Below are 22,498 nucleotides of genomic sequence, written 5' to 3'. Positions count from 1 at the left end.
CTTGCCGTTGAGCCCGGACTATGCGTTCTCCAAGCGGACCGGGTTATATCTGTCAGATGCATGCACGTTTGTGCCTGGTGCTGCTTTATTTCACTTGGACGAATATTCCCGATGCCACGCGAGCAATTGCTTTGAGGGAGGCATGTGCCACTTATTGCCTTCATCGATGAGAAAACCGCTTCGGTGCCACTCCTTCACGATCTTGTCCAGCGCCGCCACGGTGTCCGTCTCACCCTTGCGCACCCAGATCACCGACGGTGAAGGAATCAGTTGGTCAGGCATCGGTGACTCATAGTCCTGCCACTCGCCAGAGGTGCTGGCGAGCCGGGCCTGGATACCGGGCGTCACATGGACCGACGCCACGCAAGTCCCGCCGCGCAACGCCAGCAATGCTTCGGGCATGCCCTTGAAACCCTTGACCTGTGCCCCGTATTGTTCAATCAGCGGACGCGTGTAGTTGCTGCCTTGCGAAACACAGACAGGCTTCCCACGCAGATCGTTCCAGTCGTGAATACCCGACCCCTTGTGAACCATGGCCGAGCCACCGATCTCCTCGAACGGCGTAGGCACGTAACTCAGTATCTCGTCGCGCTCTTTCGTGTACTGCATGCTCGCGATCAGCGCATCGACCTTGCCCTGCTGAAGGAATTGCACGCGGTTCGGAGGCGTGACTTCCACCACTTCAAATTTCACGCCGAGTCGTCTGGCAAGGTCCTGCGCAAGTTCGACGTTGTAGCCGACAGGCTCGCGAGTCTGCGGGTCGAGTGAACCGTAGGTGCCGTCGAGCACGACTCCGACGGTGAGCGTGCCGCGTGACTTGATCCGGTCGAGGGTGGCATCGGCGTGAACGGCTTGCGAGAGTGCAAGCGCGGTCAAGGTAAAGCTTAAGAAGGCGGCGAAGCGAAATCTCATTGGCTGGGACTTTCCGTGGCGGGTGCATCGATACGAAAAACAGCGAGTTCATCAGGTGCGCATTGCGCGATCAGACCGGTCTCCCAGTCGAGATACTGGCGAGCAGCGTCGAGGTTGCCATCGTGACGATCGTGGACAAAGAACAGATAGTCGATACGCGTGGCATCGGCGGGAACATCGGGCGTCGATGCCAGCGGCAAGCCCGCTTTCTTCCAGGTATGGATTCCATTGGCGGCGAGATAAAGCGACGTGAAACCCAACTCGCGCAAGTCGGTTGCTGCAATGTCCGCTATCGCAGGTTCGTCCGCGAATAGCAGCAGCGTGTCGCCCGGTGCCGCCTTGAGCGCGGCGAGCGTTTTCGCGAGTTGCGGACGAATCGACCAGTGCGCACCAGCAGCATGTTCCCGCCGGTAGGCCGCGCTCGATCGCAAATCCAGCAACAACACATGGCCCGTTGCGACTTCGCGCAACGCGGCTGTGTCGAGCAGCGGCAAGGACGATTGCGCCGATGCAATCTGCCTGACGCGTTGCAGCGTATTTGCATTGGGGGCATCGATCAACGCGGCCTCGAAGCCCAACTGCACGAGCCATGTAGCAATCACAGGAGCGCGCACGCCGTCGTAATCAACCAGCAGCACGCGGGCACGCCGCACGCCAATGGTCTGGTCAGTTGCCTGTACTAATTGCCCTCCCGGCGCGTGGACGGCACTCGGCAGGCCGTCCTGCGCGAACTCTTCCGGCGTACGGACATCGATCAGGAAGGTCGTCCGGTGCGGATCGGCAAGCCATTCTTGTGCGGCCGAAGCATCAAGCCTTGCAACCTGGAAGCGCGCAGCAAGCTTGGACGCGCGCGTTTGCGCGTCAGCAACCGCCGCTTCGTTCAAACCCTCCGGATAGCGGCGCTCACTGCCATGTTCGAGCTTGAGTCCCGCGAGCGCCCAGCCTTGCGTGCCATTCTCCAGCGCGATCACCGGATTCGGCACGCCAAGGTTGCGCAAGGTCTGAGCACCGATAATGCTGCGCGTGCGCCCTGCACAATGAATCACGATCGGTGTGGCGGGGTCGGCTACAAGCGTTCCGATCCGATACGCCAACTCGCCGTTCGGCACGGGAATAGCGCCTGGGATCGTCATCTTTCGATGCTCATCGAGCGTCCGTCCGTCGAACAACGCATGAGCTCGTCCTTCTTCGATCAGAACCGCAAGCTCTTCAGGCGATAGATGCGGTGTGCCATACGCGTGTTCAACGAGTTCGCCAAAGGTCTTCGATGGCAGATTTACGCCTTTAAATAACGTATAACCCGCCGCCAGCCAGCCGCTGGCGCCGTCACGCAGTACGGAGACTTTCGTGTAACCGAGCGCTCCCAGGCGACGGGCAGCGAGTGCCGCGATACCTTCGCCGTCGTCGAGCAAGACGATTCGCGTGTCGGGTCTCGGCACCATCCGGGGCGCATCAATTTCCAGCCGGCTATAAGGCAACGGGATCGCGAAGAACGGATGCCCTTCACCGAACTGCCCGGCTTCGCGGACATCGAGCAAGGCGATTTCGGCTTTATCGTTGAGCCATGCGCGGACAATGGATGCATCGACGAAAGCCACATCGTTTCGGATTGAGGTCATTGGATAAGAGCCGGAAGAAGAGGTGGACAGCGTTCAGGACAGCACGCTGCGAAACGCTTGTGCAAGGTCGAGGATGAGATCGTCCGCATCCTCCAGCCCAATGTGCAACCGGATCACGGCTTCCTGCCCCTGCCAATAACTATGGAAACGCAAACGCCGTGGCGGTGCGATCAGCGCAAGGCTTTCATAGCCGCCCCATGACGCGCCAATGCTGAATAGGTGCAACTGGTCGACGAAAGCAGCCGCTTGGCTGGTATCAGCGTCACGCAAGGCGAACGAGACAAGCCCGTTCGCGCCGTGGAAATCACGCGACCACAATGCGTGTCCGGGATCGGTAGCCAGCGCCGGATGGAAGATGCGCGGGACCTGGCGTACGCGTTGCAGATACGACGCGACTGCAAACGCACCGCGTGCGTGTTGTGCAAGGCGTACGGGGAGCGTACGGATGCCGCGCAATGCGAGATAGGCGTCGTCGGCGCTGACGCTTAAGCCCAACGCGTCGTGGGCCTCTCTTAAGCGCTGCCCGATGCCTGCATCCGCGGTTGATACCGCGCCTTGCATCAAGTCCGAGTGTCCGCCGAGATACTTGGTGACAGCCTGGATGGAGACATCCGCGCCCAGCGCCAGCGGTTGATAGAGCAAGCCCGCGCCCCACGTGTTGTCCGCGGCGAGCAGGACCCCTTGCTCGTGAGCAAAATCCGCAAGCGCGGGGAGATCGATGATCTCGTATAGAAACGAACTCGGCGACTCTGCGTAAATCAGTCGCGTATTGGCTTGAAGCAACTTATGCGGCAAGCCGTCGGCTGCGCTGAAATAGCTGAATGCAACACCCAGCCGCGTAAGCAGCGGTTCGATTCGTTCGCGCAAGGGGCCATAGACACCGTCGTGAACCAGCACGTGATCCCCCGGCGACAACAAGCCGATGAACACCAGTGAGATTGCCGACAAACCTGAAGGGGCAAGCAGCACGTCACGCGCCCCTTCCAGTTCCCCGATAGCCGCTTCCAGCGCCCGGTGTGTCTGCGTGCCATGCCGTCCATACGTGCTGACGGCCTCACCGGCCTCGCGCCGCTTATGGAGCGCCGCGTGGCTCGACGTGTTCTCGAAACGAACCGTGCTCGTGCGTTCGACCGATACATTGACCGGTGCGGCGCCATCGATGAACGCAGGCGCACCGGCACGCATCAGGCGCGTCGCTTTACGCAGCAGGGGCGGACTCATCAGCCAACCGCCTGCGTGCCACTGTGCAGATGGGTCGTGTTGTAGCGCACTACACGCCCGGTATCGAGTTCATATCCGAGGCGGCCAGAGAGGGTTTCCAGCGGCCGCCCATAGAGATGAAAATGCAAGGTGGGTGTTGCACCCGTCACGTGGATGCTATGAATGTCTTCAGGCAGGAACGCGATCGAGGTACCCGGACGCACCACGACTTCCCGCTCGAGATCGAGCGTGGCGCGTTCGGGGTCCGTACCGTCGTCGGTACGCTTATAGACACGATTCAGTTCCTCGCCATCGAGCGCCGCGATGACTGCCCACGTATCGTGGTTATGCGGAATAGTAGTCTTGCCGGGCAGCAGCGAGTTGAGATAAAGCGCGAACCCGTCCTCGCCGGGATTCAGCCTGTATCGCGTCGACGTATCGCCGCTGCCTGCTTGCGGCGGCGGGAAATCCCCTGCAGTGAACAACTCGGCGTGATGCGCGGCGAGCGCCTGCAGGCGCTCGCTGATAGCATCGAGCGCAGCGCGGGTCACGCCCTGCTTCGCCACAATATGACGTACATGGTCCAGCAATGCGGCAACAGCGGCCTGGCGTTCGCCAATCTGATCGGGTGCGGAGGTTGCGGTCATGTCGGGATAGGGTCGTAAAAGTTTTGCAGGAGTCAGGTGCCGGCCAAAGCGAGAGCGGCACCGCTTCGCGAGCGTTTGCGCAATGCGCGCCGGTCCTCGCCGCGTGCGCGTTGAAGAAACAGGCGTGTGCGTTCGTTCTCCGGTGCGGCGAAGATTTGCGACGGTGCGCCGTGCTCGACAATCAAGCCACCCTCCGTGAAAAACACTTCATCGCTGACATCTTCGGCGAAACGCATTTCATGCGTGACCAGCACACAGGTCTGGCCGTCGTCGACGAGTTCGCCAATCACCGTGAGCACTTCGCCCACTGTTTCCGGATCCAGCGCAGACGTCACTTCATCGAAGAGGATCAGGTCGGGGCGCATGGCAAGTGTCCGAGCAATAGCGACACGCTGCTGCTGTCCTCCGGACAGCTCGCCCGGATATGCATTGGCCTTGTCAGCCAGGCGCACCTTCGCCAGCAGGGCGTGTGCGTCGTGCTCGGCTTCGGCGCGACTGCGTCCGAGCACGCTCATGGGCGCGATGGTCAGGTTGGCGAGCACGTTCAAGTGCGGGAACAGGTTGTATTGCTGGAACACAAACCCAATGCGCTTGCGCAGCGCTATTTTCTGCGCGTCGGTGCGCTGCGCGCGGACATCGATTCCGTCAACATGCACGTCGCCCTGCTGCGGCGAGATAAGGCCGTTGATCACACGCAAGAGCGTCGACTTACCTGAGCCGGACGGCCCGATGATGGAGACGGCCTCGCCTCGCCGCACGCGCAGATCGATACCTTTGAGCACCGGCACTGCGCCGTAAGAGAGGTGGACATCGCGCAATGAAACCAGCACTGGATCAGCGCTCCCGTCGACGCCCGATCGTGCCGGCGCAAGGCCAAGCGATGAAGCTTCCTGAAGCGGATCGAGCGCAAGCGCCAGCAGACTCATGCGACCTCCACAGAAGTTTTTACAAGGGCCCTGACGGCGCGTTTCGAAAGAATCAACTGTGTCATCGCGGGGTTCCTTCTCAAGCGCACGAAAGCATGCTGGAGCGAAGATTCTAAGAACCATGCCGCTTTTCGATAACCAAGCATTCGTCGAATCGATAGCAGCCTCCTTGCTAAAGATGCTAGAGATGCCCCCGAATGCAACTACTCCCTGCGTACTTTTCTAAGTCCTTAATCCACCGGTCTTATGATTTGCTTAGCAGTTTCGCTTCCTTGGCGACGCGCGGGCGCTTACCTATTCTATTGGGCTCTTCTGCCGCTATTCACCGCTATGATCCTGACGAACTTCCGCTGCCTGCTTAGATCCGTCGTGCTGGCATCGGCCATGGCCTTTTCCCTGACTGCACACGCGGACGCGACCCTGGACAAAATCAACTCCCGCCATGAACTCACCGTGGGTGTGTTGATCGGCGGCAGTCCGTTCGGTTCACTCGATCCCGCGACGCAACAGCCGCGTGGTTTTAATGTTGACCTGGCTAACGAACTCGGTAAAAGGTTGGGCGTGAAGGTGCAGTTGGTGTCCGTGTTGCCCTCCACACGGGTTCAGTTTCTTCAGCAGGGCAAGGTCGACATCCTGATCGCAAACATGGAGTACAACGCCCAGCGCGGCGAGATGCTGGACCATGTGCCCACGCCCTACTATCGCGTTGGCGGAACGGCAATCACGCTTAAAACAAGCGGTATTACGCGCTGGGAAGATCTGCGCGGCAAGCCGGTTTGCATTTCGCAGGGCAGCAGTTACATCCGCCCGATAGTGGAACGCTACGGCGCGATCCCGCGCGCCTTTCCGGGCGCCTCCCAGTCGCTGCTGGCGCTGCGCGGCGGTAGTTGCATCGCAGCCGTCCATGACGCTGCGCCACTGCTTTATCCGCTGCTGCAGAGTGACCCCGAGTGGCATGACTATCGCGTCCTGCAGCCTGAGCTGGAACCCGCACCGTCGGTGATCTGGGTGCGTCAGGGCGAACACGATACCGCCGCCAAACTCGATACATTCGTGCGCGACCTGCATCGCAACGGCTGGCTTATTGCAACCGAGGCGAAGAACGGGCTCAACCCGCCGTCGCCCGCACTGGCTGAATGGCATCGGCAATTGCCCGTGGAGAACTAGCATGGACACGCTGCTGCACGGCTTCGTCACGGCAACAGCGCGTCTTGGGCTCGACTACCGCTTCCTGCTCGACGACTACGAGCGCGTGCCGTTCGTGCAGGGTCTGGGCGTGAGCATCGAGATCATTGTTTCGACCATGACGGCCAGCGCCGTTGCAGGGCTCGTGTTGCTGCTCGCACTGCGCGGCCGCAACCGGCTGGTTTCCGGACTGGCGCGCGGTTTCATCGAAATCACCCGCAATACACCCACGCTCGTACAGCTCTACTGCGCGTTTCTCGTGCTGAACATGCTGATCACGCAATGGCTGCATGCACGCGGTATCGATAACCCGTTCAAGCCGTTCTTCTGGGTCGTACTTGTACTGTCGCTGCATAAAGCCGCATTTCACGCCGAAGCGTTGCGCGCCGGCTTCGACGCACTGCCCTCTCAAACGCTTGAAGGTGCGGCCTCGCTCGGTTTCAGCCGTGCCGCGCGTTTCTGGCGCATCGAGCTGCCGCTCGCGTTACGCGCGGCGCTGCCTGCGCTCGTCAACAACATGGTGGAACTGGTGAAAGCGTCGGCGGTGGCATCGGCTATCGCCGTGGGCGATGTCACCTACCAGTCCATCATGATCTGGACCCAGCGCGACAATGTGCTCGCTTTGATGCTGCTGATTCTCGCGTTCTTCGGCGTGCTCACCTGGCTGGTCACGCTGGCCGGCCGCTGGCTTGAACGTCGTTACAGGATTCCGGGTTATGGCTACTGATTCTGCGTCAGCCACGGGCAAGCTCGCTGGCACGCGCTTGCCGCCCGGCATCTATGCCGTGCTTGGCATTGTCGCGGTGGGCGCCACTTTGTGGTCACTCGCGCCCGAAGCAGGCTCGCGCGGCGAGACGCTGGCACGTCTCGTAGAATGGGCTCCGGCGCTGGCCCACGGCTTTGCGATGAACGTGCTTATCAGTATCGGCGCGATTTTTATAGGGACATTGATCGGCCTGCTTGCGGGTGCCCTGGCGATGTCTAAATCCTTCGCCGGGCGGTTGGCAAGACTGTGGATTGTCGCGTTTCGCAACGCCCCATGGCTCGTGCTGATCTACTTCACAACCTACGTGTTCCCCTTCGAGATCCGCGTTTTCGGCGCTACCGTACCGTTCCCGGACTGGCTAAAGGTGATGCTCGGACTTGCTCTGCCAGCCAGCGCGAACATAGCGGAAGTGTTTCGCGGCGCGGTTGCTTCCATTCCTTCAGCACAGTGGGAAGCGGCGGCCTCGCTTGCGTTTTCCCGTTCGCAAATCCTGCTGAAAATAGTCGTGCCGCAATGCGTTCGCCGCATGTTGCCACCATGGATGAACGTGTACGCCATCATCACCATGGGCACCGCGTTGTCGTCGCTGGTAGGCATTCATGACCTGCTCGACACCGCGCAGATCGCCAGCAGCACGGTCGCACGCAGCAGCTTTACGGTGCTGACCTACGTCGCGACGCTCGTGATCTTCTTCGCCTACTGCTATCCAATTTCGTGGCTCACGCGCACGTTCGAAAAACGGCTGAGGACCGCGTAAAGCGCGGGCCCGATACTTCCAGCACAACGTGCAAAGCAACGCTTGAACGACGTCATTTGCAACGCACGAATGCTTCTAACCGCTTGCGCGCGGATTGCTTATAGTCGAAAGCCTCTCATGAGACACACTTGAACCGGGGCTTCCGATGAAACGCTTTCTCTCCTCCCTGCGCGCGTGCGCCGGTGTTGCACTCTTCGCCGTGGCCGCGAGTGCCGCTCACGCGCAGTCGCGTGAAGTCGTGATTGGTTACCAGGACATGGTCGTACCGTGGCGTTACGCTCAAGTGAGCGGCGCAGTGGAAAAAGCGACCGGCTATAAGGTGACGTATCGCAAGCTTGGCAGCGGCGCCGATGTGATCCGCGCGTTAGCATCCGGTTCCATTCAACTGGGGGAAGCCGGTTCCAGCCCGATCGCGGCCGGCCTCTCGCAAGGGGTGGACATCTCTCTGTTCTGGATCCTCGACAACATCAACGACGCCGAAGCGCTCGTTGCCCGTGACGGCTCCGGCGTGACCAAGATAAGCGATCTCAAGGGCAAGAAAATCGGTCTGCCGTTCGTCTCCACCTCTCACTTCCACGCACTTGTCGCGTTGCAAAATGCCGGTGTCGATCCGTCTACGGTGAAGATCCTGAACCTGCGGCCACCCGAAGTGGCTGCGGCGTGGGAACGCGGTGACATTGACGCCACTTATATCTGGGACCCGGTGCTGGCGAAGGTCAAGAAGAACGGCAAGGTGCTGATTACATCGGGTGAAGTCGCGAAGGAAACCGGCAAGGCGACCTTCGACGGTTTCGCTGTCAGCCGCAAGTTTGCGCAGGATAACGATGCATTCGTGACGGGTCTGGTCAAGGTGCTCGCCGCCACCGACGCCCAGTATCGCGATCACAAATCTGCCTGGACAGCCGGGTCGAAGGAAGTCGAAGATGTGGCGAAGGAATCGGGCGCGACCGCTGCTGACGTGCCTGCCAGTCTTGCGCTTTACGCCTTCCCGACACTCACCGAACAGGCTTCACTGGCCTGGCTTGGCGGTGGTGCTCAGTCGGGTGCCGCGAAGTCGTTGGCAGCCACCGCGGCATTCCTGAAGGCGCAGGGCACGATCCAGAACCTGCTGCCTGACTATTCGGTCGGCGTTGACCCACGTTTCGTACAGCAAGCATCGCGATGAGCACGCTGGACATTCGCGGCCTCGGCGTGACCTATGAGGGCGCGGCGACGGCCGCTCTGGAGGGCGTCGATCTGCAGATCGACAGTGGCGAGTTCGTGGTTGCGCTTGGCGCCTCCGGATGCGGCAAGACAACGCTGCTGAATTGCCTCGCCGGTTTCATCGATCCGACTGCGGGCGAGGCGCGGCTGAACGGTGAACCGATCGTCGGGCCCGGTGCCGAACGCGGTGTCGTGTTTCAGAAATATGCGTTGATGCCGTGGCTCGATGTGATCGACAACGTCGCGCTCGGACTTCGTTTTCAGGGTGTGGGCCGCACGCGGCGTCGTGAGATAGCGCGTGAAACGCTGGCCCTCGTCGGTCTGGAAAAACATGCGGATGCGCGAGTCTATGCGCTCTCGGGCGGCATGCAGCAACGCGTGGGTATTGCGCGCGCGCTTGCCAGCGATCCGCAGGTGTTGCTGATGGATGAACCGATGGGCGCGCTTGACGCACTTACGCGCGAGACCATGCAGGAGCTCGTGCTCGATGTATGGGGCCGCACCCGCAAGACCATTTTCTTCATCACGCATAGCGTGGAAGAAGCGTTGTTCCTGGCGACGCGGCTGGTTCTGATGACACCGGGTCCTGGCCGGATCGCCGAGAGCCACGCGTTGCCGTTCGCGCGGCAGTTTCTCGAATCGCGCGATGCACGCGCAGTGAAGTCATCGCCTGCGTTCATCGAATGGCGCGAGCGGCTGGTTCGGCGACTGCATGGCGGGTCTCACGCCGCGCTGCAGGAGGTGATTTGATGAGTTCGATCGACTCGCTACCGTCTGCTGCCGCCATGTCGCAAGCCAAGCGCAGACGCAAGCCACGGCGTGGTCTTCCCGGCGAGGGCCCGACCGCGGTCCTGAGTGCGGTGTCGGTCGCCGCTATTGCCGTGCTGTGGTGGGCGGCCACGGCTTTTCATTGGGTGCCGCCGCTTTTCCTGCCCTCGCCGCAGGCGGTGTGGAGTGCGTTCATTGACGCGTGGAATGGCCGTATTCAAGGCGGCCTGCCACTGTCCGAGCATTTGCTGTGGAGCGCTATTCGTGTGTTCGGCGCGTTCGCGCTGGCGAGCGTGACGGCCGTGCCTGTCGGCATCCTCATGGGGGTGAGCCGCATCGCGCGGGGCCTGCTCGATCCGCCGCTGGAGTTTTATCGGCCGCTGCCGCCGCTCGCGTATTTACCGTTGGTCGTGATCTGGTTCGGTATCGATGAAACCGCGAAGCTGATCGTGATCTATCTTGCCTGCTTCGCGCCGATCGCGATGGCTGCACGGGCAGGTGCGCGGAGCGCTACCGCTGAGCAGGTGAACGCAGCGTATTCACTTGGCGGGAGCTTTGCACAGGTCGTGCGGTTTGTCGTGCTGCCGGCTGCGTTGCCCGAGATCCTGACGGGATTGCGGATCGCTATCGGGTTTGGCTGGACGACGCTGGTTGCGGCCGAGATGGTGGCGGCAACGGCTGGGCTTGGGCAGATGGTGCTCAACGCATCGAGCTTTCTCAGAACCGATGTGGTGGTGATGGGGATTGTGTTGATCGGATTGATTGCATGGACCTTTGATCTCGGCATGCGGGCGCTGGAGCGACGGTTAGTGCCCTGGAGGGGGAAGGCTTGACGAGGGGTGGTTTGCTCGCGCCGGTGACCGGGGTTTTGGCGGGTTTGGGGGCGGCGGTCGGGGTGGGGTCGGTGCTGGGTTTCAGGGTTAGTGGTCGGGGGTCTATGCCGGGGGGGTCGGTTCTGGGGTTAGTGGTCGGGGGTCTATGCCGGGGGGGTCGGTTCTGGGGTTAGCGGTCGGGGTTGGTGCCGGGTTGCTGCTTTCAGTGTTAGCGGTCTGCTTGAGTCGGATATTCTCTTTATCACTATTAGCCACTGTGCGTGGCGGCACGTCATTTCTTTGTCCAAAGCGACAAAGAAACGAAGCAAAGAAAGCGCTTTTAAAACACGCTACCCTAAGTGTCCACAGCGTGCAGTTCCCATTCATAGGTGCCCCAAAAGCACGGTGCTCGCCAGAGCGCCGGATGTGTGAACCCCTCCTTCTCGCGAATCCTGACACGAACACGCTTCGCCCCGTACGCTCTCGGGCAAGCACCATTGCCAAGGAACCCGCACGGCCTCACGCGTATCTGCTTCTGCAGTTCTTCGTATGTCGGCTGCTTATTCTGCGCCGTTCTCTTGGTGGGCTACACGACCGGGCGCATACTTGCGTCGTTTTTCGTAGGTTGATTGAGTGGCCTGCGCATTATTTTGTCGGTTATGGCCGCTCGCATTTTCGCGACCTGGTTTCTCGGTGGGTTAGCGACGTGGTTCGAGTTGCGCACATAGTTGGTGGTTGGCGTCCGCGGATAACGCGGGGTGCTCCTTGGGCAGGTTCAATCACTGGTGGCGAAGCGTGTGGGTATCGGTGTTCGGAGAAGGAGGGGTTCACACATCCGTGGCTCTGGCGAGCACCGTGCTTTTGGGGCACCCATGAATGAAAACTGCACGCTGTGGACACTTAGGGTAGCGTGGTTGAAAGCGTTTTCTTTGCTTCGTTTCTTTGTCGCTTTGGACAAAGAAATGACGTGCCGCCACGCACAGTGGCTAATAGTGATAAAGAGAAAATCCGACTCAAGCAGACCACTAACGCTGAAAGCACCAACCCGGCACCGACCCCGACCACTAACCCTAAAACCTAGCACCGCCCCACCCCACCCCCCGTCCACCGGCGCGAGCAAAACCCAATCGTGTATTCGGCACATTTTTAAAAATCATGATAATTTACGTTCCGTTCACTAAGAACAAGTTCTCGGGGCGGGGCGAAACTCCCCACCGGCGGTAATCGCGTACAGCGTGTGCGCGTAGCCCGCGAGCGCTTTGTGTGTTGCCCTGAAAAACACGGCAAAACACAAAGGTCAGCAGACCCGGTTTGATCCCGGGGCCGACGGTCATAGTCCGGATGAAAGAGAACGGGACGGCGTGCGTCCCTCTGCGCGAAAGCATGTGCGTTGAGGAACCATGCCGTCCTTCGCCCTGTTCACACAAACAGGCTTAAATTTATGACGCTCTCCACTACTCTCGAAAGTAATCCCGCCGTTAGCACGGCAGCAAAACCCCGTGCCCGCATCGCATTCATTCAAGCGTGCTGGCATCGCGATATTGTCGACCAATGCAAAGCGTCCTTCCTCGACGCCATCCAGGCACAAGGATTCAGCCGCGACGACATCGATCTCTATGAAGTCGCCGGTGCCTTCGAAATCCCCCTGCACGCGAAGCTGCTCGCTCAACGCGGCGACTACGCGGCTATCGTTGCAGCCGGGCTCGTGGTAGACGGCGGCATCTATCGGCATGAATTCGTGGCGCAGGCCGTCATCACCGGCTTGATGCAAGTGCAACTGGAAACCGGCACGCCGGTCTTGTCCGCTGTGTTGACACCACATCACTTCCACTCGGGCGAAGAACACACGAAGTTCTTTCGCGAGCACTTCGTCGTGAAGGGCGTTGAAGCGGCAACTGCTTGCGCCGATACGATCCGCAAGATCACAGCGCTAGCGAACGCTCGATAACGTCCGGCAATGCAAAAGGCAAAAGCGTCACGTGGTCATTTCAGCCCATGTGGCGCTTTTTGCAACGACAGCACACTCAGGATGTGAAAGCCGCTTGATCAAGCACGACCATTGACTGGATTCCCTTGCGTTTAATCCAAAAAAATGCGATATTGCATCGCAATTGCGATGCATGGAGCGTGAATCATGAAAACAGCGACATTCCCGTCGGTACGGGTCGAACCAGAATTGCGCGAGGCTGCCGAAAGCGTCCTGCAGGAAGGCGAAAGTCTCTCCGGTTTTGTCGAACAGGCGATTCGCGAGAATATCCTGCGTCGACAGCATCATAGCGAGTTCGTTGCTCGCGGACTTGCGTCTCGTGACGATGCGAAGCGTAGCGGCGACTATATTTCGGCCGAGGAAGTACTTTCTCGCTTGAGTCAGCGGCTAGATGCAGCGAAAACGCGGAGCAAGACGCGCCGATGACGTTCGAAATACGCTTTACCGGTAGTGCCGCAGAAGATCTCGAACGACTTTACGACTTCATCCTCACACGCGATGCGCTGGACGTATCGCTCGCCGAGCGTGCTCTTCTCGCAGTCTACGAGGGTGTCGCCACACTTCGTGCTTCACCCTTTACCTGCCGAAAGGCGCAGCCGAATGTTCCCTTTCTGCGGGAGCTGATTATCCCTTTCGGGCGATCCGGCTATGTAGCGTTATTCGAAATAGACGACAGCGATACAGTGACAATCCTGGCGGTACGACATCAGTTGGAAGACGACTACCACTAACTGTCCATGACGAAACCATTGGCGTAGCTGAACGTAAGCGCAAGATCCGGCGCGCATCGAACGCCTTCGCACACCATGATGATCGGGCCACCTCCCAAGGAGCCTCACGTCATGCACCCGTCGTCAAACCAGCGCACCACCCTGCCGTCCGCATTCCATCGTTTAGCATGGTCGAATCTGCTGGCACAGTCTGCCGAACAGATCAGTCTTGCCGCCGCGCCGCTCGTTGCAGTGTTCCTGCTGGGTGCAAGCGCCGCGCAAACGGGCCTGCTGCAAACCGCCCAGACGCTGCCCTTCCTGCTGCTCTCGTTGCCGATGGGTGTCTATGCCGACCGTCACTCGCGACGTGCACTGATGGCAAGTGCCGAAGCCGTTCGCGTACTCGCAATGCTCACGATCCTTGTGCTGATCGGAATCCATCTGCTCACACTGCCGCTGCTTGCTGTTTGCGGTTTTATCGGCGCGGCGGGTACGGTCGCTTACAGTGTCGCAGCACCATCGCTCGTTCCGTCTCTCGTGCCTCGCGCTGCGTTGCCGGCTGCAAACGGCCGTATCGAGTTAGCTAGAAGCGTTGCATATTCGGCGGGGCCGGCGATAGGCGGGATGATCGTGGGCTCCGTGGGTGCGGGTTGGGCCTACGCGCTAGCGAGCTTGCTATCGGCCTGCGCCGTTGCGCTGCTGCGCGCGTTACCCGTCTCAGCGCATCTGCCCAGGACCGGTAGGCATTTCCTCGCCGAGGTCCGCGAGGGCGCCGCTTTCGTATTCCGCGACTCGCTGCTTCGCCCCATTCTTCTTACCGCGGTTTTCTTCAACCTGGGCTATTTCGTGTTGCAGGCGGTCTACGTGGCTTATGCGGCCCACCATCTGCATATGTCCTCATGGGTGATCGGCGTGAGCCTGGCGGCCTATGGCGCGGGCATGGTGGCCGGTGCGCTGGCGGGACCCGAAGTGTCCAGGCGAATTTCGTTCGGCCGGACCCTTGTGATCGGCCCTGTGTGCGGCTTCCTGGCATCGGTGCTGATGAGCGCGACCTTGTTTTTTCCGCATGTATGGATGGCTTGCGTGAGCTTCTTTTTGCTGGGTGCCGGGCCAGTGCTGTGGACAATTGGATCAACAACATTGCGCCAGGCAATCACACCCCACGCTATGCTCGGCAGAGTGTCGGCCATCATGAGCACTGCAACCTATGGAGCGCGTCCCGTGGGCGCGTTACTCGGTGCAGCGCTCGCGACGCAGACCGGCGTGAGCGCATGCCTGCTGATGTCGACGGTGGCTTTCGCAATCCAGTTAGGGGTGATCGTTCTGTCTCGTGTCACGCAGCTGGCCGCACTTCCTGGAGGCGCGGCGTCTTGATCGGGAATCAGGCGAGGTCAATCGCTGAATGAAGCGTGAAGCAGCCGTTCAGGTTTGTTATCCATTGGCATCTGGTTTCCATTGTCCACTTCGTCCCTATAGCTTTCGGGAGCTTTCGAGACCGCCTCGCCTGCGCTAAAGCATGATGGTGCTAACGTGTCTTATACCAGCGCGATACCGTCAAACTTCTCTCAGCCGTCTATCCGGAATGATTTTTGCTCTTGGTCCGATGACACAAAGCCAAGCATAGCCAGGAGAAAGCGATGCGAAAGGAAACGCCGCACCCATTGCAGCCGCCGCACCCGTTGTCGTCAACGGACTCGTTGGACACAGTCCCTGACACCTTGAGTCCCGCTTACGCGACCCATCACCCTGTTACCCGCGCCTTCGATATCTTCGCGAGCGCCGTGACCCGATGGACCGGTTCCCCCGTAGCGTTCGGCCTTGCGGTAATCAGCATTGTGGTCTGGGCTGTGACCGGGCCGGTTTTCCACTACTCGGAAAACTGGCAACTGGTGATCAATACCGGAACGACCATTGTCACGTTCATCATGGTGTTCCTGATCCAGCAAAGTCAGAACAAGGACAGCGTGGCGCTTCACCTGAAACTCAATGAGTTACTAGCGTCTCACCGGTCTGCGGACAATCACCTGATCGGGATCGAGGATGCCTCTGAAGAGGAGCTACGACGACTGGCGGCCGCTTATCTCCGGAAGGCGGCCGGAGAAGAGGAGAAACCCGTCGCGCATGCCTCCTCTTAGTCGCCGTGCGTTATTTGGCAGCAGTCCGGCTGCCTTTCTCGAACAGCCATGAGTTGGCGGGATTATCGGTCGTATCCAACTGGCACGGGGGTCATGTGGACGAGAAAGTGCGGCAACTGATGGCGCAGATAAAGGTGCTGGAGGACGAGTTGAGGGCCGTTGTGCATCAGGCGGAAGTGCCCCTGTTCTATCGCGTGGACGGCAAGCGGATCAGATTCGACAAGTCGGTCAGGGAGACACACCGGCAATCGAAGACGGGACTGCTGCAATGGCTCTTCAAGAGTCGTCCGCCTACTGTCGTAGTCGCGCCCGTCATCTATGGGCTGATCGTGCCGCTGCTGTTCCTCGACCTCGGCTTGAGTTTGTATCAGGCCATCTGCTTTCCTGTGTACAGGATCAGCAAGGTCAGGCGTTCGGACTATATCGTGATGGACCGGTGGCACCTGAGCTATCTGAACTTCATGGAGAAGTTTAATTGCGCGTACTGCGCGTATGCGAACGGCTTGCTTGCTTATGGAACCGAGATCGCCGCGCGTACCGAACAGTACTGGTGCCCCATCAAGCACGCTCGAAAAATACTCGGCGCCCCGACAAGGACTCAAGCATTCCTTCCCTACGGCGATGGCGAAAATTACCAGCAGCGGCTGTCCACGTTCCGTGATGCGCTGGCAGCCGACTCCGGCAAGCCGGATGTCCCGAGCGACCCTCCTGCGTCTTGAGCCGTGTGAGCCAGTGCGCAACATGGCATTCCGGCAACACGTTCAATGGCTTGTCGGAATGCGTGGCTGTGGTCGTTGCATCTGTCGCAAGACCATGGTCATGCTCACGGTATCGGAGGGCTTTCCCCGATACCTTTGAAACAGGGTAGTCGCCCGGTTGCAAATATGGCAGTCAGGTCGTGGCGCAAAACACGTGCTCGTCGTCGAACGCAGAGCGCTGGTCGAACGAACGCCGACCGGAGAGTCGAATGCAGATCAATGCACCAACCGTGATCGCGCGAGCCGCCGTTTGTAGTGAATCGAGGTCTTTGCCCTCGTTGAGCACTGCGACGAGGGCGTTCATGTGCGTCCCTTTTTGTTAGCAGGCCTCTCGTGAATCGAAGCACGCCGGGGTTGGACACGCGTGCCGGCCCGTGTCCGCGGCTTGTGCTCACTGACCCATTGCCCCCATGCCATGGAAGCACGCCAGGCGCGTCCAGATAGCGCGGATTTTGAACATTCGAAACGCCGCTCGACCCGAGGCATTTCGCCGTTCACCGTCACCCTGCATATGCCTTGGCACCCGGGCAGGAAGCGTACTGCGAGCGCGGACTGTTAATTGCTCAACGTTAAGTGTTGTGAATTGCAGTGAACGTCGTGATGTCCCCCAAGCACGAAGAATCGACTGATTCCGCGCTCGGCTGGTCACACGCCACGCCTATCTACGGCACGCTTGAAACGCGTAAAAAGCCATGAAAAAGCCGAAAATTGTCCTATCTGTTACCCAGCTACAAAACCGGGCATCAGGCCAACGCATGTGCCCTGAGGATTTCGCGGTGTACGCGTCGTATCAGATCAACGCCGGCGGATTGTTTGTAGGAACACTAAAGGTTATTAGAAAAACCGACGGACGCCTGTTGTTCCCGTTCCAGGGAGCACCCGTGCTCGGACCGTACCCTTCTCGAGAAGAGGCGCGCGAGGCGGCAGTCATGCGCGGCGAGCAGATAGTCGCTAGTGATATTGCCAATCCGGAAGATTGAGAGAAGCGCGAACCCGGATCAATCCTGATCGACCGGTCCTGGCATTGATTGAGGATCACGCCGAGGCGGGAAAGAACCCGAGGTAATCGAACGCAGGCGCGTCCGTTTTTACGAAATGAACGCCTGTCGCGCCTATGGACATGAGCGTGTCCACGGTTTCGCGACGGTTCGACACGACCTTCCATAGCGGCACGTCCTCGCTCGCGTCACCGTTCTCGCGAGCACGTTTCAACGCGGCTATGACCAGGTCGCCAGGCGGCGAGTAGACCACCAGTCCCTCGTTAGCCAGCGCTGCCACATCAATGTCCAGATCGGCGCACGCGCGCGCTTTGGCCGGTGCGTCGCTCACGTCGGCCGCACGCGATTTGGCGATCAACGCGAACGTCTCGGGATCGACCACCTGTTGTACGCTCATCAGAAGCGGCTTGTCCGAGGCCCACGCTTCCGGCGGACATTCCTTCTGCTCAGGCTTCAACTCGATGAACGGATTGATCTCCGCGGGATAGATCCGGCAGACAGTCGGGCGTTGCTCATACACCGCGCAACTCATGTTTGCTTGCAAGTTCGGACACGGACCCTCGAACGATGCCGCCAGGACCACGACTACACGCACGGGCAGTTCGCCGCTGGAAGCGGCGAACGATCGGCGCCGTTTATGCTGCGCCTGCAGATTGTCGGCAGGCGGTTCCTCAGGCCAGGGAATGGCTTCACAGAGAAACTGGATATCGCCGCCGCGCTCAAGCCATGCGAGTGCTTCGTCAACGCTCAAAGGCAGCTTGAGGTCGTGGCAGCATTTGCCGCACATGGTGCATTCAAAGTTGATATCCATCTGGTGGCGCTTCTCCTCGAAAGGCATCTGTAATTGTCGTCAAGCGCTGTCGCGGTGTTGAATAATAGGGCGACCTGTATGCTAGTTCGACGACTTCAGGCAACGGGTTACATGCTCCGGTTTTCCTGCGCGAATCGCCTGCAACTACATGACGGATAATCGTTCGTGTGTCTTTATCAATTGTTGCGGGCTTCGTGCAACAAGCGAGGCCCCGCCCGGGCAGATTCTATTCTCTTTAGCGACACAAAAAATACTCAGGCAAGGCGAGCGGTGATTGCCCGTCGCCCTGCCGGCGCGAACGTTCGCAAGGTTGCCCTTGCGCCGCTGCTGCCAAAGACAAGCACATCAAGCCTGCGTTTCGTTTCTCCCTTTGCCGCCGGCCAATCCGGCATCCTGCCGCTCCAACATGCGGGATTATTCGTATAGCAACAAAAATCTATTCTCACTAACCGCATTTATCTAACGCTGATGTTTGAATAACTTAGTGAACATTTTCATCCGTGGGGGAAAATCCTCCCCTGCCTCCACGGCCAGCCCTGGATTTACCCAAGAGATCCGGGGCTTTTTACCCGTTGTTCGCTCAACAAACGCAAAAAACATGACGACCGCTGCGCAATAAAAACGTCGATTAAACCGGCGACGCAGCCAAATAGACCATTGGAGGAGACATGAACAAACTCACAGCCGTTGCGCTGGCATCGGTGCTGGCTACTTGCGCAACGGCCGCGCGTGCTCAAAGCAGCGTGACCTTGTATGGGCGGATAGACGCCGGCCTGGAGTACATGACTGGCGTACCCACTGGACAAAACCCTGCGACCGGCGCATCGACCGGAAGCAGTCATCGCTTCAGGGCGGAAAGCGGAGACTGGGGAACGAGTCTTTGGGGCATCAAGGGCGTGGAGGATATTGGCGGAGGCACCAAGGCCGTATTTCACCTTGAGGGCGCATTCAACACCATGACCGGTCAAGGCCCTTCAAACAACGGCTTGTTCGACCGGTATGCAACGGTGGGCATTGCCAACGACCGCTTTGGTACGGTGCTACTTGGCAAAGAGCTTTTCCTCTCGAACGGGGTCTGGGACTTCGACCCGTTTGGGCAAAGCAACTGGTCGTCAGCATCGCTCGCTCGCGGTCGCAACTGGAATCACACGAGCAACAACATCTCGTACCAGTCTCCTACCATTGCGGGCTTTGACGTCAGCGGGCAATACGCGCTGTCCAACGCGACCAACTGGAATGGCAACGGCACTACCGGACAAGGCCGTGCGGACGCTATCCAATTAACCTATACGCAGCCGGTTTTCCAGATCCGCGCAATCTACGACGAATGGCGCGACGCCGCTAACGGAACGCTGGACGATGTGTTCAATTTCTCGCGTGAATACTTCGGCGGCATCAACGTGTTCTTAGGGAAATTCAAGCTTCAGGCGGTTTATCAGCAATCGCATTCAAGTTCCGGTGCTTTGTCGGGCGGCATCACGGTCACCAGCCAGGAATGGGGCGGCGTGACATGGCAAGCTACGCCAGCGGCCGCGCTTATTGCAGCGGTGTATCACGTCAATGCAAACAACGGCGGTGGCAACGCGACCATCTACACGGTCGGCGGCACCTACAACCTGACGAAGCGTACCCTGCTCGATTTCCAGATTGCGACCGCCCGCAACAGCGCCAATGCGAACTTTGGCTTGAACGCTAATTCCTTCGGCGATACAACCAGCACCGACAACCCGCTCCCCGGTCATAGCCAGTCCGGCGCATACGCCGGGATCCAGCATCTTTTCTAGCGATCCACCAAGCGATGCGTGCACCGATACTTGGCGGCGGCACGCATCGATTGACACGGCGAGTCTTTGGCTGTGGTGTTTATCGGGGTGCCGAGCTTAGCAGATAGAGGCAGAAATTTGTTAGCGCGAAGCGCCGTTCAATAGACATTGCCTCGATGCCGGCTAAGCGCGTGACGAACTCGTGTACGATCCGGTTTTAAATCCGCCTGGCTTGCCATGCTCGCGCTAAAGCTGACGCTAGTCCCATTTTTTCTCCTGGTCGTTTCCATGTCGGGTAAGTGGTGGGGTCCGACTATCGCCGGCTGGCTTGCAGGATTGCCCTTTGTTGCCGGACCTATCCTGTTCCTTCTGGTCCTGGATCACGGACCGGTTTTCGGAGCGCATGCGGCTACCCTGTCTCTGTCCGCCATACTCGCCTCCGAGGCATTCAACTTCGCTTATGCGTGGACCTGCCGATCCCGCTCCTGGCCCATTGCCCTGACAACTGGACTGGGAAGCTGGCTCATAGCGGCGATTGCCCTGGCTTCAATGCCGGCATCCCCGGCGTGGGCAATTGCGGCCGCGCTCATTGCCGTCGCGTTTGGACAAACGTTTCTCCCTCGCAGCAATGCCATTGCCACCGTTGCGCCGCTTAGCCGTAACGACCTCACTGGACGCATGATTGCCGGCGCTGTGCTAACGGTCGCGGTCACTACACTGTCCTCTGCGCTTGGGGCCAAGTGGAGCGGACTTCTTGCGGTGTTCCCGCTATTGGGGATCGTGCTTTCTGTCTCGTCTCATCGGGCGCACGGTCCCGACTTCGTCGTGTCGCTTTTGCGCGGCATGGTACTCGGCCGGTTCTCATTCGCCGCGTTCTGCCTCTGCCTTATCTTCGCGCTTCCCAGACAAGCGGCTTCCCTCGCATTTGTCGAAGCCGCCATTCTGGCAATGGCTGTGCAATGGACCACGAAACGCCTTGCACATGCACAACATGCACGCACGGGCGAGGCGCTCACCGTGCCGGCGCCGCGAGAGTGAACGGTAGCTATGTTCTTGCTCGGGGCGGCAGGCTTAGATCTGTCCCAATCCGCCGTCGACTGCAATCTCGCCGCCCGTCAGGTACGACGCATCGCTTGATGCCAGAAACAACACGGCGCGCGCGACTTCGTTCGCTTCGCCCCAGCGTCCCATTGGCACCTGGGATTCGACCCACGCGCTAACGTCGGGGTTGTCGGTGGCAGCCGCTGTGAGTGGCGTACGGATCGCGCCCGGACTGACAACATTGATACGCACCTGTTGCGCCAGAACCCGCTCATCGGCCGCCAGCGTGCGGGCAAGGCTGCGAACCGCAGCCTTGCTTGCGCCGTAGAGCGCGTCGCCCGGCCGGCCGCGTTGTTGAATGACGGAACTCGTGAAGATGACCGAAGCGTTCTTCGCCAGCCAAGGGAAAGCATGCGTGAACGCATAGAAAACACCTTTGACGTTCACGCCCATCAGTCGATCGAAAAAGGCTTCATCGGTATCCAGTATGTCGGGACATTCGGACATGCCTGCATTGGCGAACAAGACGTCGATCCGGCCAAAGCATTCGCCAACGGTCTGCATTAGCTTATGAAGATCGTCCGGCTTCGCAACGTCGGCACATACGGCTAGCGTATTGGCGCCTATCGCGTCCCTGGCTGCTACGAGCGTCGACTCATTACGCCCGGCAATAACCACCTGTGCGCCTTGCTGTCTGAATACGTGCGCTGTCGCCAGTCCGATCCCGCTGCTGCCACCCGTGATCACTGCCACCTTGCCGTCAAGTTTGCCTTCAGTCATGCCGATTTCGCCCCTATGTCATCAATTGATGACACTAAGTATTGTTCGTTGAGCTTGTCGCTGTCAACACTCGATGACAAAATGCAAATCGACCCGCAATAACCAGGCTCTCCACGTGAAAGACACTCCGAAAGACGACGCGCTCCCCTCACGCAATGCCGCACACACACGCGAACGCATCCTGAGCGCGGCACGCGTGCGGTTTTCCCGGCAGAGCTATGAGAACGTAGGCACGCGCGATATCGCGGCCGACGCGGGAGTGGACGCGGCGCTAGTCAACCGGTACTTCGGCAGCAAGGAAAAGTTGTTTGCGCAAGCGATCGAGGGCGGCTTTCACATCGAGGAGCATCTGCCGGACAACATGAGCAATCTCGGCATACATCTGGTTGCACAGGTTCTGGACAACGCGGACGACAGTGAATCCTTCGACGCATTGCGCGTATTGCTTCGGGCAACCGGCAGCCCTGCCGTCGCCGCGATGGTATCCGAGCGGTTCCACGCGGAATTTGTCAGACCGCTAGCCAAGCTCCTTGGAGGGCGTGACAGTGAACTCCGCGCTGCACTGATCGCGTCATATGTACTCGGCCTTGCAACGATGCGTCATGGACTGGAATCCCCTTCGCTGGCGGGACCCGCGCGGCGAAAGGCGGCAACGATCGTGGCGGAGGCAATTCAATCCTGCGTTGGCAAGAAGGGCGAATGACCGGGGAGCAGTACAGC

24 protein-coding genes and 1 riboswitch are annotated in these 22,498 nt (G+C 59.6%); of the genes, 16 read left to right on the top strand and 8 right to left on the bottom strand.

The genetic code is table 11. The annotated features are described in order from the left end of the window. Nucleotides 1–90: 90 nt before the first annotated feature. The 5 genes from ACSQ8V_RS33295 to ACSQ8V_RS33275 are packed head-to-tail and all read right to left on the bottom strand — an operon-like array spanning nt 91 to nt 5,304. Complete coding sequence (locus ACSQ8V_RS33295; RefSeq protein ID WP_436208653.1) at nt 91–912, bottom strand: transporter substrate-binding domain-containing protein; 822 nt, start codon at nt 910–912, stop codon at nt 91–93. Then, nucleotides 909–2,531, bottom strand: a complete 1,623-nt coding sequence (locus ACSQ8V_RS33290) for a rhodanese-like domain-containing protein (protein WP_436208652.1) — start codon at nt 2,529–2,531, stop codon at nt 909–911. The genes ACSQ8V_RS33295 and ACSQ8V_RS33290 overlap by 4 nt, the downstream gene beginning before the upstream one ends. 33 nt (nt 2,532–2,564) lie before the next feature. Further along, nucleotides 2,565–3,752 (bottom strand): trans-sulfuration enzyme family protein, encoded by a 1,188-nt coding sequence (locus ACSQ8V_RS33285; protein ID WP_436208651.1) that lies wholly within the window; start codon nt 3,750–3,752, stop codon nt 2,565–2,567. Continuing rightward, entirely contained in the window at nt 3,752–4,378 is a 627-nt protein-coding gene (locus ACSQ8V_RS33280) for a cysteine dioxygenase (protein WP_436186010.1), read from the bottom strand. The genes ACSQ8V_RS33285 and ACSQ8V_RS33280 overlap by 1 nt, the downstream gene beginning before the upstream one ends. A 32-nt stretch (nt 4,379–4,410) precedes the next feature. Then, the gene (locus ACSQ8V_RS33275) at nt 4,411–5,304 is read right to left on the bottom strand and encodes an amino acid ABC transporter ATP-binding protein (RefSeq protein ID WP_436186009.1); all 894 of its coding nucleotides are present in this window, start codon (nt 5,302–5,304) and stop codon (nt 4,411–4,413) included. 384 nt (nt 5,305–5,688) lie between these two features. Here ACSQ8V_RS33275 and ACSQ8V_RS33270 point away from each other — a divergent pair, with 384 nt between their 5' ends. The 12 genes from ACSQ8V_RS33270 (at nt 5,689) to ACSQ8V_RS33215 (ending at nt 16,346) form a co-directional block, all read left to right on the top strand. Next, nucleotides 5,689–6,471: a transporter substrate-binding domain-containing protein gene (locus ACSQ8V_RS33270; protein ID WP_436186008.1), complete on the top strand. Its 783-nt coding sequence runs from the start codon at nt 5,689–5,691 to the stop codon at nt 6,469–6,471. Between the two features lies 1 nt (nt 6,472). Beyond that, nucleotides 6,473–7,216 carry an ABC transporter permease subunit gene (locus ACSQ8V_RS33265; protein ID WP_436186007.1) on the top strand — a complete coding sequence of 248 codons (744 nt, stop codon included), beginning with the start codon at nt 6,473–6,475 and terminating at the stop codon, nt 7,214–7,216. Continuing rightward, complete coding sequence (locus ACSQ8V_RS33260) at nt 7,206–8,012, top strand: amino acid ABC transporter permease (protein WP_436208650.1); 807 nt, start codon at nt 7,206–7,208, stop codon at nt 8,010–8,012. The genes ACSQ8V_RS33265 and ACSQ8V_RS33260 overlap by 11 nt, the downstream gene beginning before the upstream one ends. A gap of 145 nt (nt 8,013–8,157) precedes the next feature. Continuing rightward, the gene (tauA, locus tag ACSQ8V_RS33255; RefSeq protein WP_436208649.1) at nt 8,158–9,177 is read left to right on the top strand and encodes a taurine ABC transporter substrate-binding protein; all 1,020 of its coding nucleotides are present in this window, start codon (nt 8,158–8,160) and stop codon (nt 9,175–9,177) included. Continuing rightward, entirely contained in the window at nt 9,174–9,965 is a 792-nt protein-coding gene (locus ACSQ8V_RS33250; RefSeq protein ID WP_213765916.1) for a taurine ABC transporter ATP-binding protein, read from the top strand. Before tauA ends, ACSQ8V_RS33250 begins: the two co-directional genes overlap by 4 nt. A 35-nt stretch (nt 9,966–10,000) precedes the next feature. Continuing rightward, nucleotides 10,001–10,816, top strand: a complete 816-nt coding sequence (locus ACSQ8V_RS33245; RefSeq protein WP_436209233.1) for an ABC transporter permease subunit — start codon at nt 10,001–10,003, stop codon at nt 10,814–10,816. Between the two features lie 1,162 nt (nt 10,817–11,978). Beyond that, nucleotides 11,979–12,152: riboswitch (FMN riboswitch) on the top strand. Nucleotides 12,153–12,236: 84 nt separating this feature from the next. Continuing rightward, complete coding sequence (locus ACSQ8V_RS33240) at nt 12,237–12,743, top strand: 6,7-dimethyl-8-ribityllumazine synthase (protein WP_436186003.1); 507 nt, start codon at nt 12,237–12,239, stop codon at nt 12,741–12,743. A gap of 186 nt (nt 12,744–12,929) precedes the next feature. Beyond that, nucleotides 12,930–13,208 (top strand): YlcI/YnfO family protein, encoded by a 279-nt coding sequence (locus tag ACSQ8V_RS33235; RefSeq protein ID WP_213765913.1) that lies wholly within the window; start codon nt 12,930–12,932, stop codon nt 13,206–13,208. Beyond that, nucleotides 13,205–13,513, top strand: coding sequence for a type II toxin-antitoxin system RelE/ParE family toxin (locus tag ACSQ8V_RS33230; RefSeq protein ID WP_436208648.1), 309 nt, complete (start codon nt 13,205–13,207; stop codon nt 13,511–13,513). The genes ACSQ8V_RS33235 and ACSQ8V_RS33230 overlap by 4 nt, the downstream gene beginning before the upstream one ends. Nucleotides 13,514–13,624: 111 nt before the next feature. Then, on the top strand, nt 13,625–14,866 hold the full coding sequence (locus ACSQ8V_RS33225) for an MFS transporter (protein WP_436208647.1): 1,242 nt from the start codon (nt 13,625–13,627) through the stop codon (nt 14,864–14,866). A gap of 263 nt (nt 14,867–15,129) precedes the next feature. Then, the gene (locus ACSQ8V_RS33220) at nt 15,130–15,627 is read left to right on the top strand and encodes a low affinity iron permease family protein (RefSeq protein ID WP_436208646.1); all 498 of its coding nucleotides are present in this window, start codon (nt 15,130–15,132) and stop codon (nt 15,625–15,627) included. Nucleotides 15,628–15,722: 95 nt separating this feature from the next. Beyond that, nucleotides 15,723–16,346, top strand: coding sequence for a hypothetical protein (locus tag ACSQ8V_RS33215; RefSeq protein ID WP_436208645.1), 624 nt, complete (start codon nt 15,723–15,725; stop codon nt 16,344–16,346). A 172-nt stretch (nt 16,347–16,518) separates the two neighbouring features. On the opposite strand, the gene ACSQ8V_RS33210 is transcribed toward ACSQ8V_RS33215, so the two are convergent. Beyond that, on the bottom strand, nt 16,519–16,689 hold the full coding sequence (locus ACSQ8V_RS33210; protein WP_436208644.1) for a hypothetical protein: 171 nt from the start codon (nt 16,687–16,689) through the stop codon (nt 16,519–16,521). Nucleotides 16,690–17,077: 388 nt separating this feature from the next. Here ACSQ8V_RS33210 and ACSQ8V_RS33205 point away from each other — a divergent pair, with 388 nt between their 5' ends. Next, nucleotides 17,078–17,365, top strand: coding sequence for a DUF6723 family protein (locus ACSQ8V_RS33205; RefSeq protein ID WP_436185998.1), 288 nt, complete (start codon nt 17,078–17,080; stop codon nt 17,363–17,365). A gap of 55 nt (nt 17,366–17,420) precedes the next feature. Here ACSQ8V_RS33205 and ACSQ8V_RS33200 read toward each other — a convergent pair whose 3' ends face one another. Then, nucleotides 17,421–18,194 (bottom strand): YkgJ family cysteine cluster protein, encoded by a 774-nt coding sequence (locus ACSQ8V_RS33200; protein WP_436208643.1) that lies wholly within the window; start codon nt 18,192–18,194, stop codon nt 17,421–17,423. Nucleotides 18,195–18,862: 668 nt separating this feature from the next. On the opposite strand from ACSQ8V_RS33200, the gene ACSQ8V_RS33195 reads away from it, so the two are divergent. Next, entirely contained in the window at nt 18,863–19,978 is a 1,116-nt protein-coding gene (locus ACSQ8V_RS33195; RefSeq protein WP_436208642.1) for a porin, read from the top strand. A gap of 216 nt (nt 19,979–20,194) precedes the next feature. Continuing rightward, nucleotides 20,195–20,995: a hypothetical protein gene (locus ACSQ8V_RS33190; protein WP_436208641.1), complete on the top strand. Its 801-nt coding sequence runs from the start codon at nt 20,195–20,197 to the stop codon at nt 20,993–20,995. Between the two features lie 33 nt (nt 20,996–21,028). Here the strand turns inward: ACSQ8V_RS33190 and ACSQ8V_RS33185 are convergent, their stop codons facing one another. After that, nucleotides 21,029–21,778: an SDR family NAD(P)-dependent oxidoreductase gene (locus tag ACSQ8V_RS33185; protein WP_436208640.1), complete on the bottom strand. Its 750-nt coding sequence runs from the start codon at nt 21,776–21,778 to the stop codon at nt 21,029–21,031. Nucleotides 21,779–21,893: 115 nt separating this feature from the next. Between ACSQ8V_RS33185 and ACSQ8V_RS33180 the strand changes: the two genes are divergently transcribed. Further along, nucleotides 21,894–22,481: a TetR family transcriptional regulator gene (locus ACSQ8V_RS33180; RefSeq protein WP_436208639.1), complete on the top strand. Its 588-nt coding sequence runs from the start codon at nt 21,894–21,896 to the stop codon at nt 22,479–22,481. The last annotated feature ends 17 nt before the right edge of the window (nt 22,482–22,498 follow it).

The organism is Caballeronia sp. LjRoot31, from assembly GCF_964253885.1.
Taxonomy (GTDB): Bacteria; Pseudomonadota; Gammaproteobacteria; order Burkholderiales; family Burkholderiaceae; genus Caballeronia.
The sequence above is the reverse complement of the archived record's forward strand: the minus strand, read 5'-3'. Positions and strand labels throughout refer to the sequence as shown.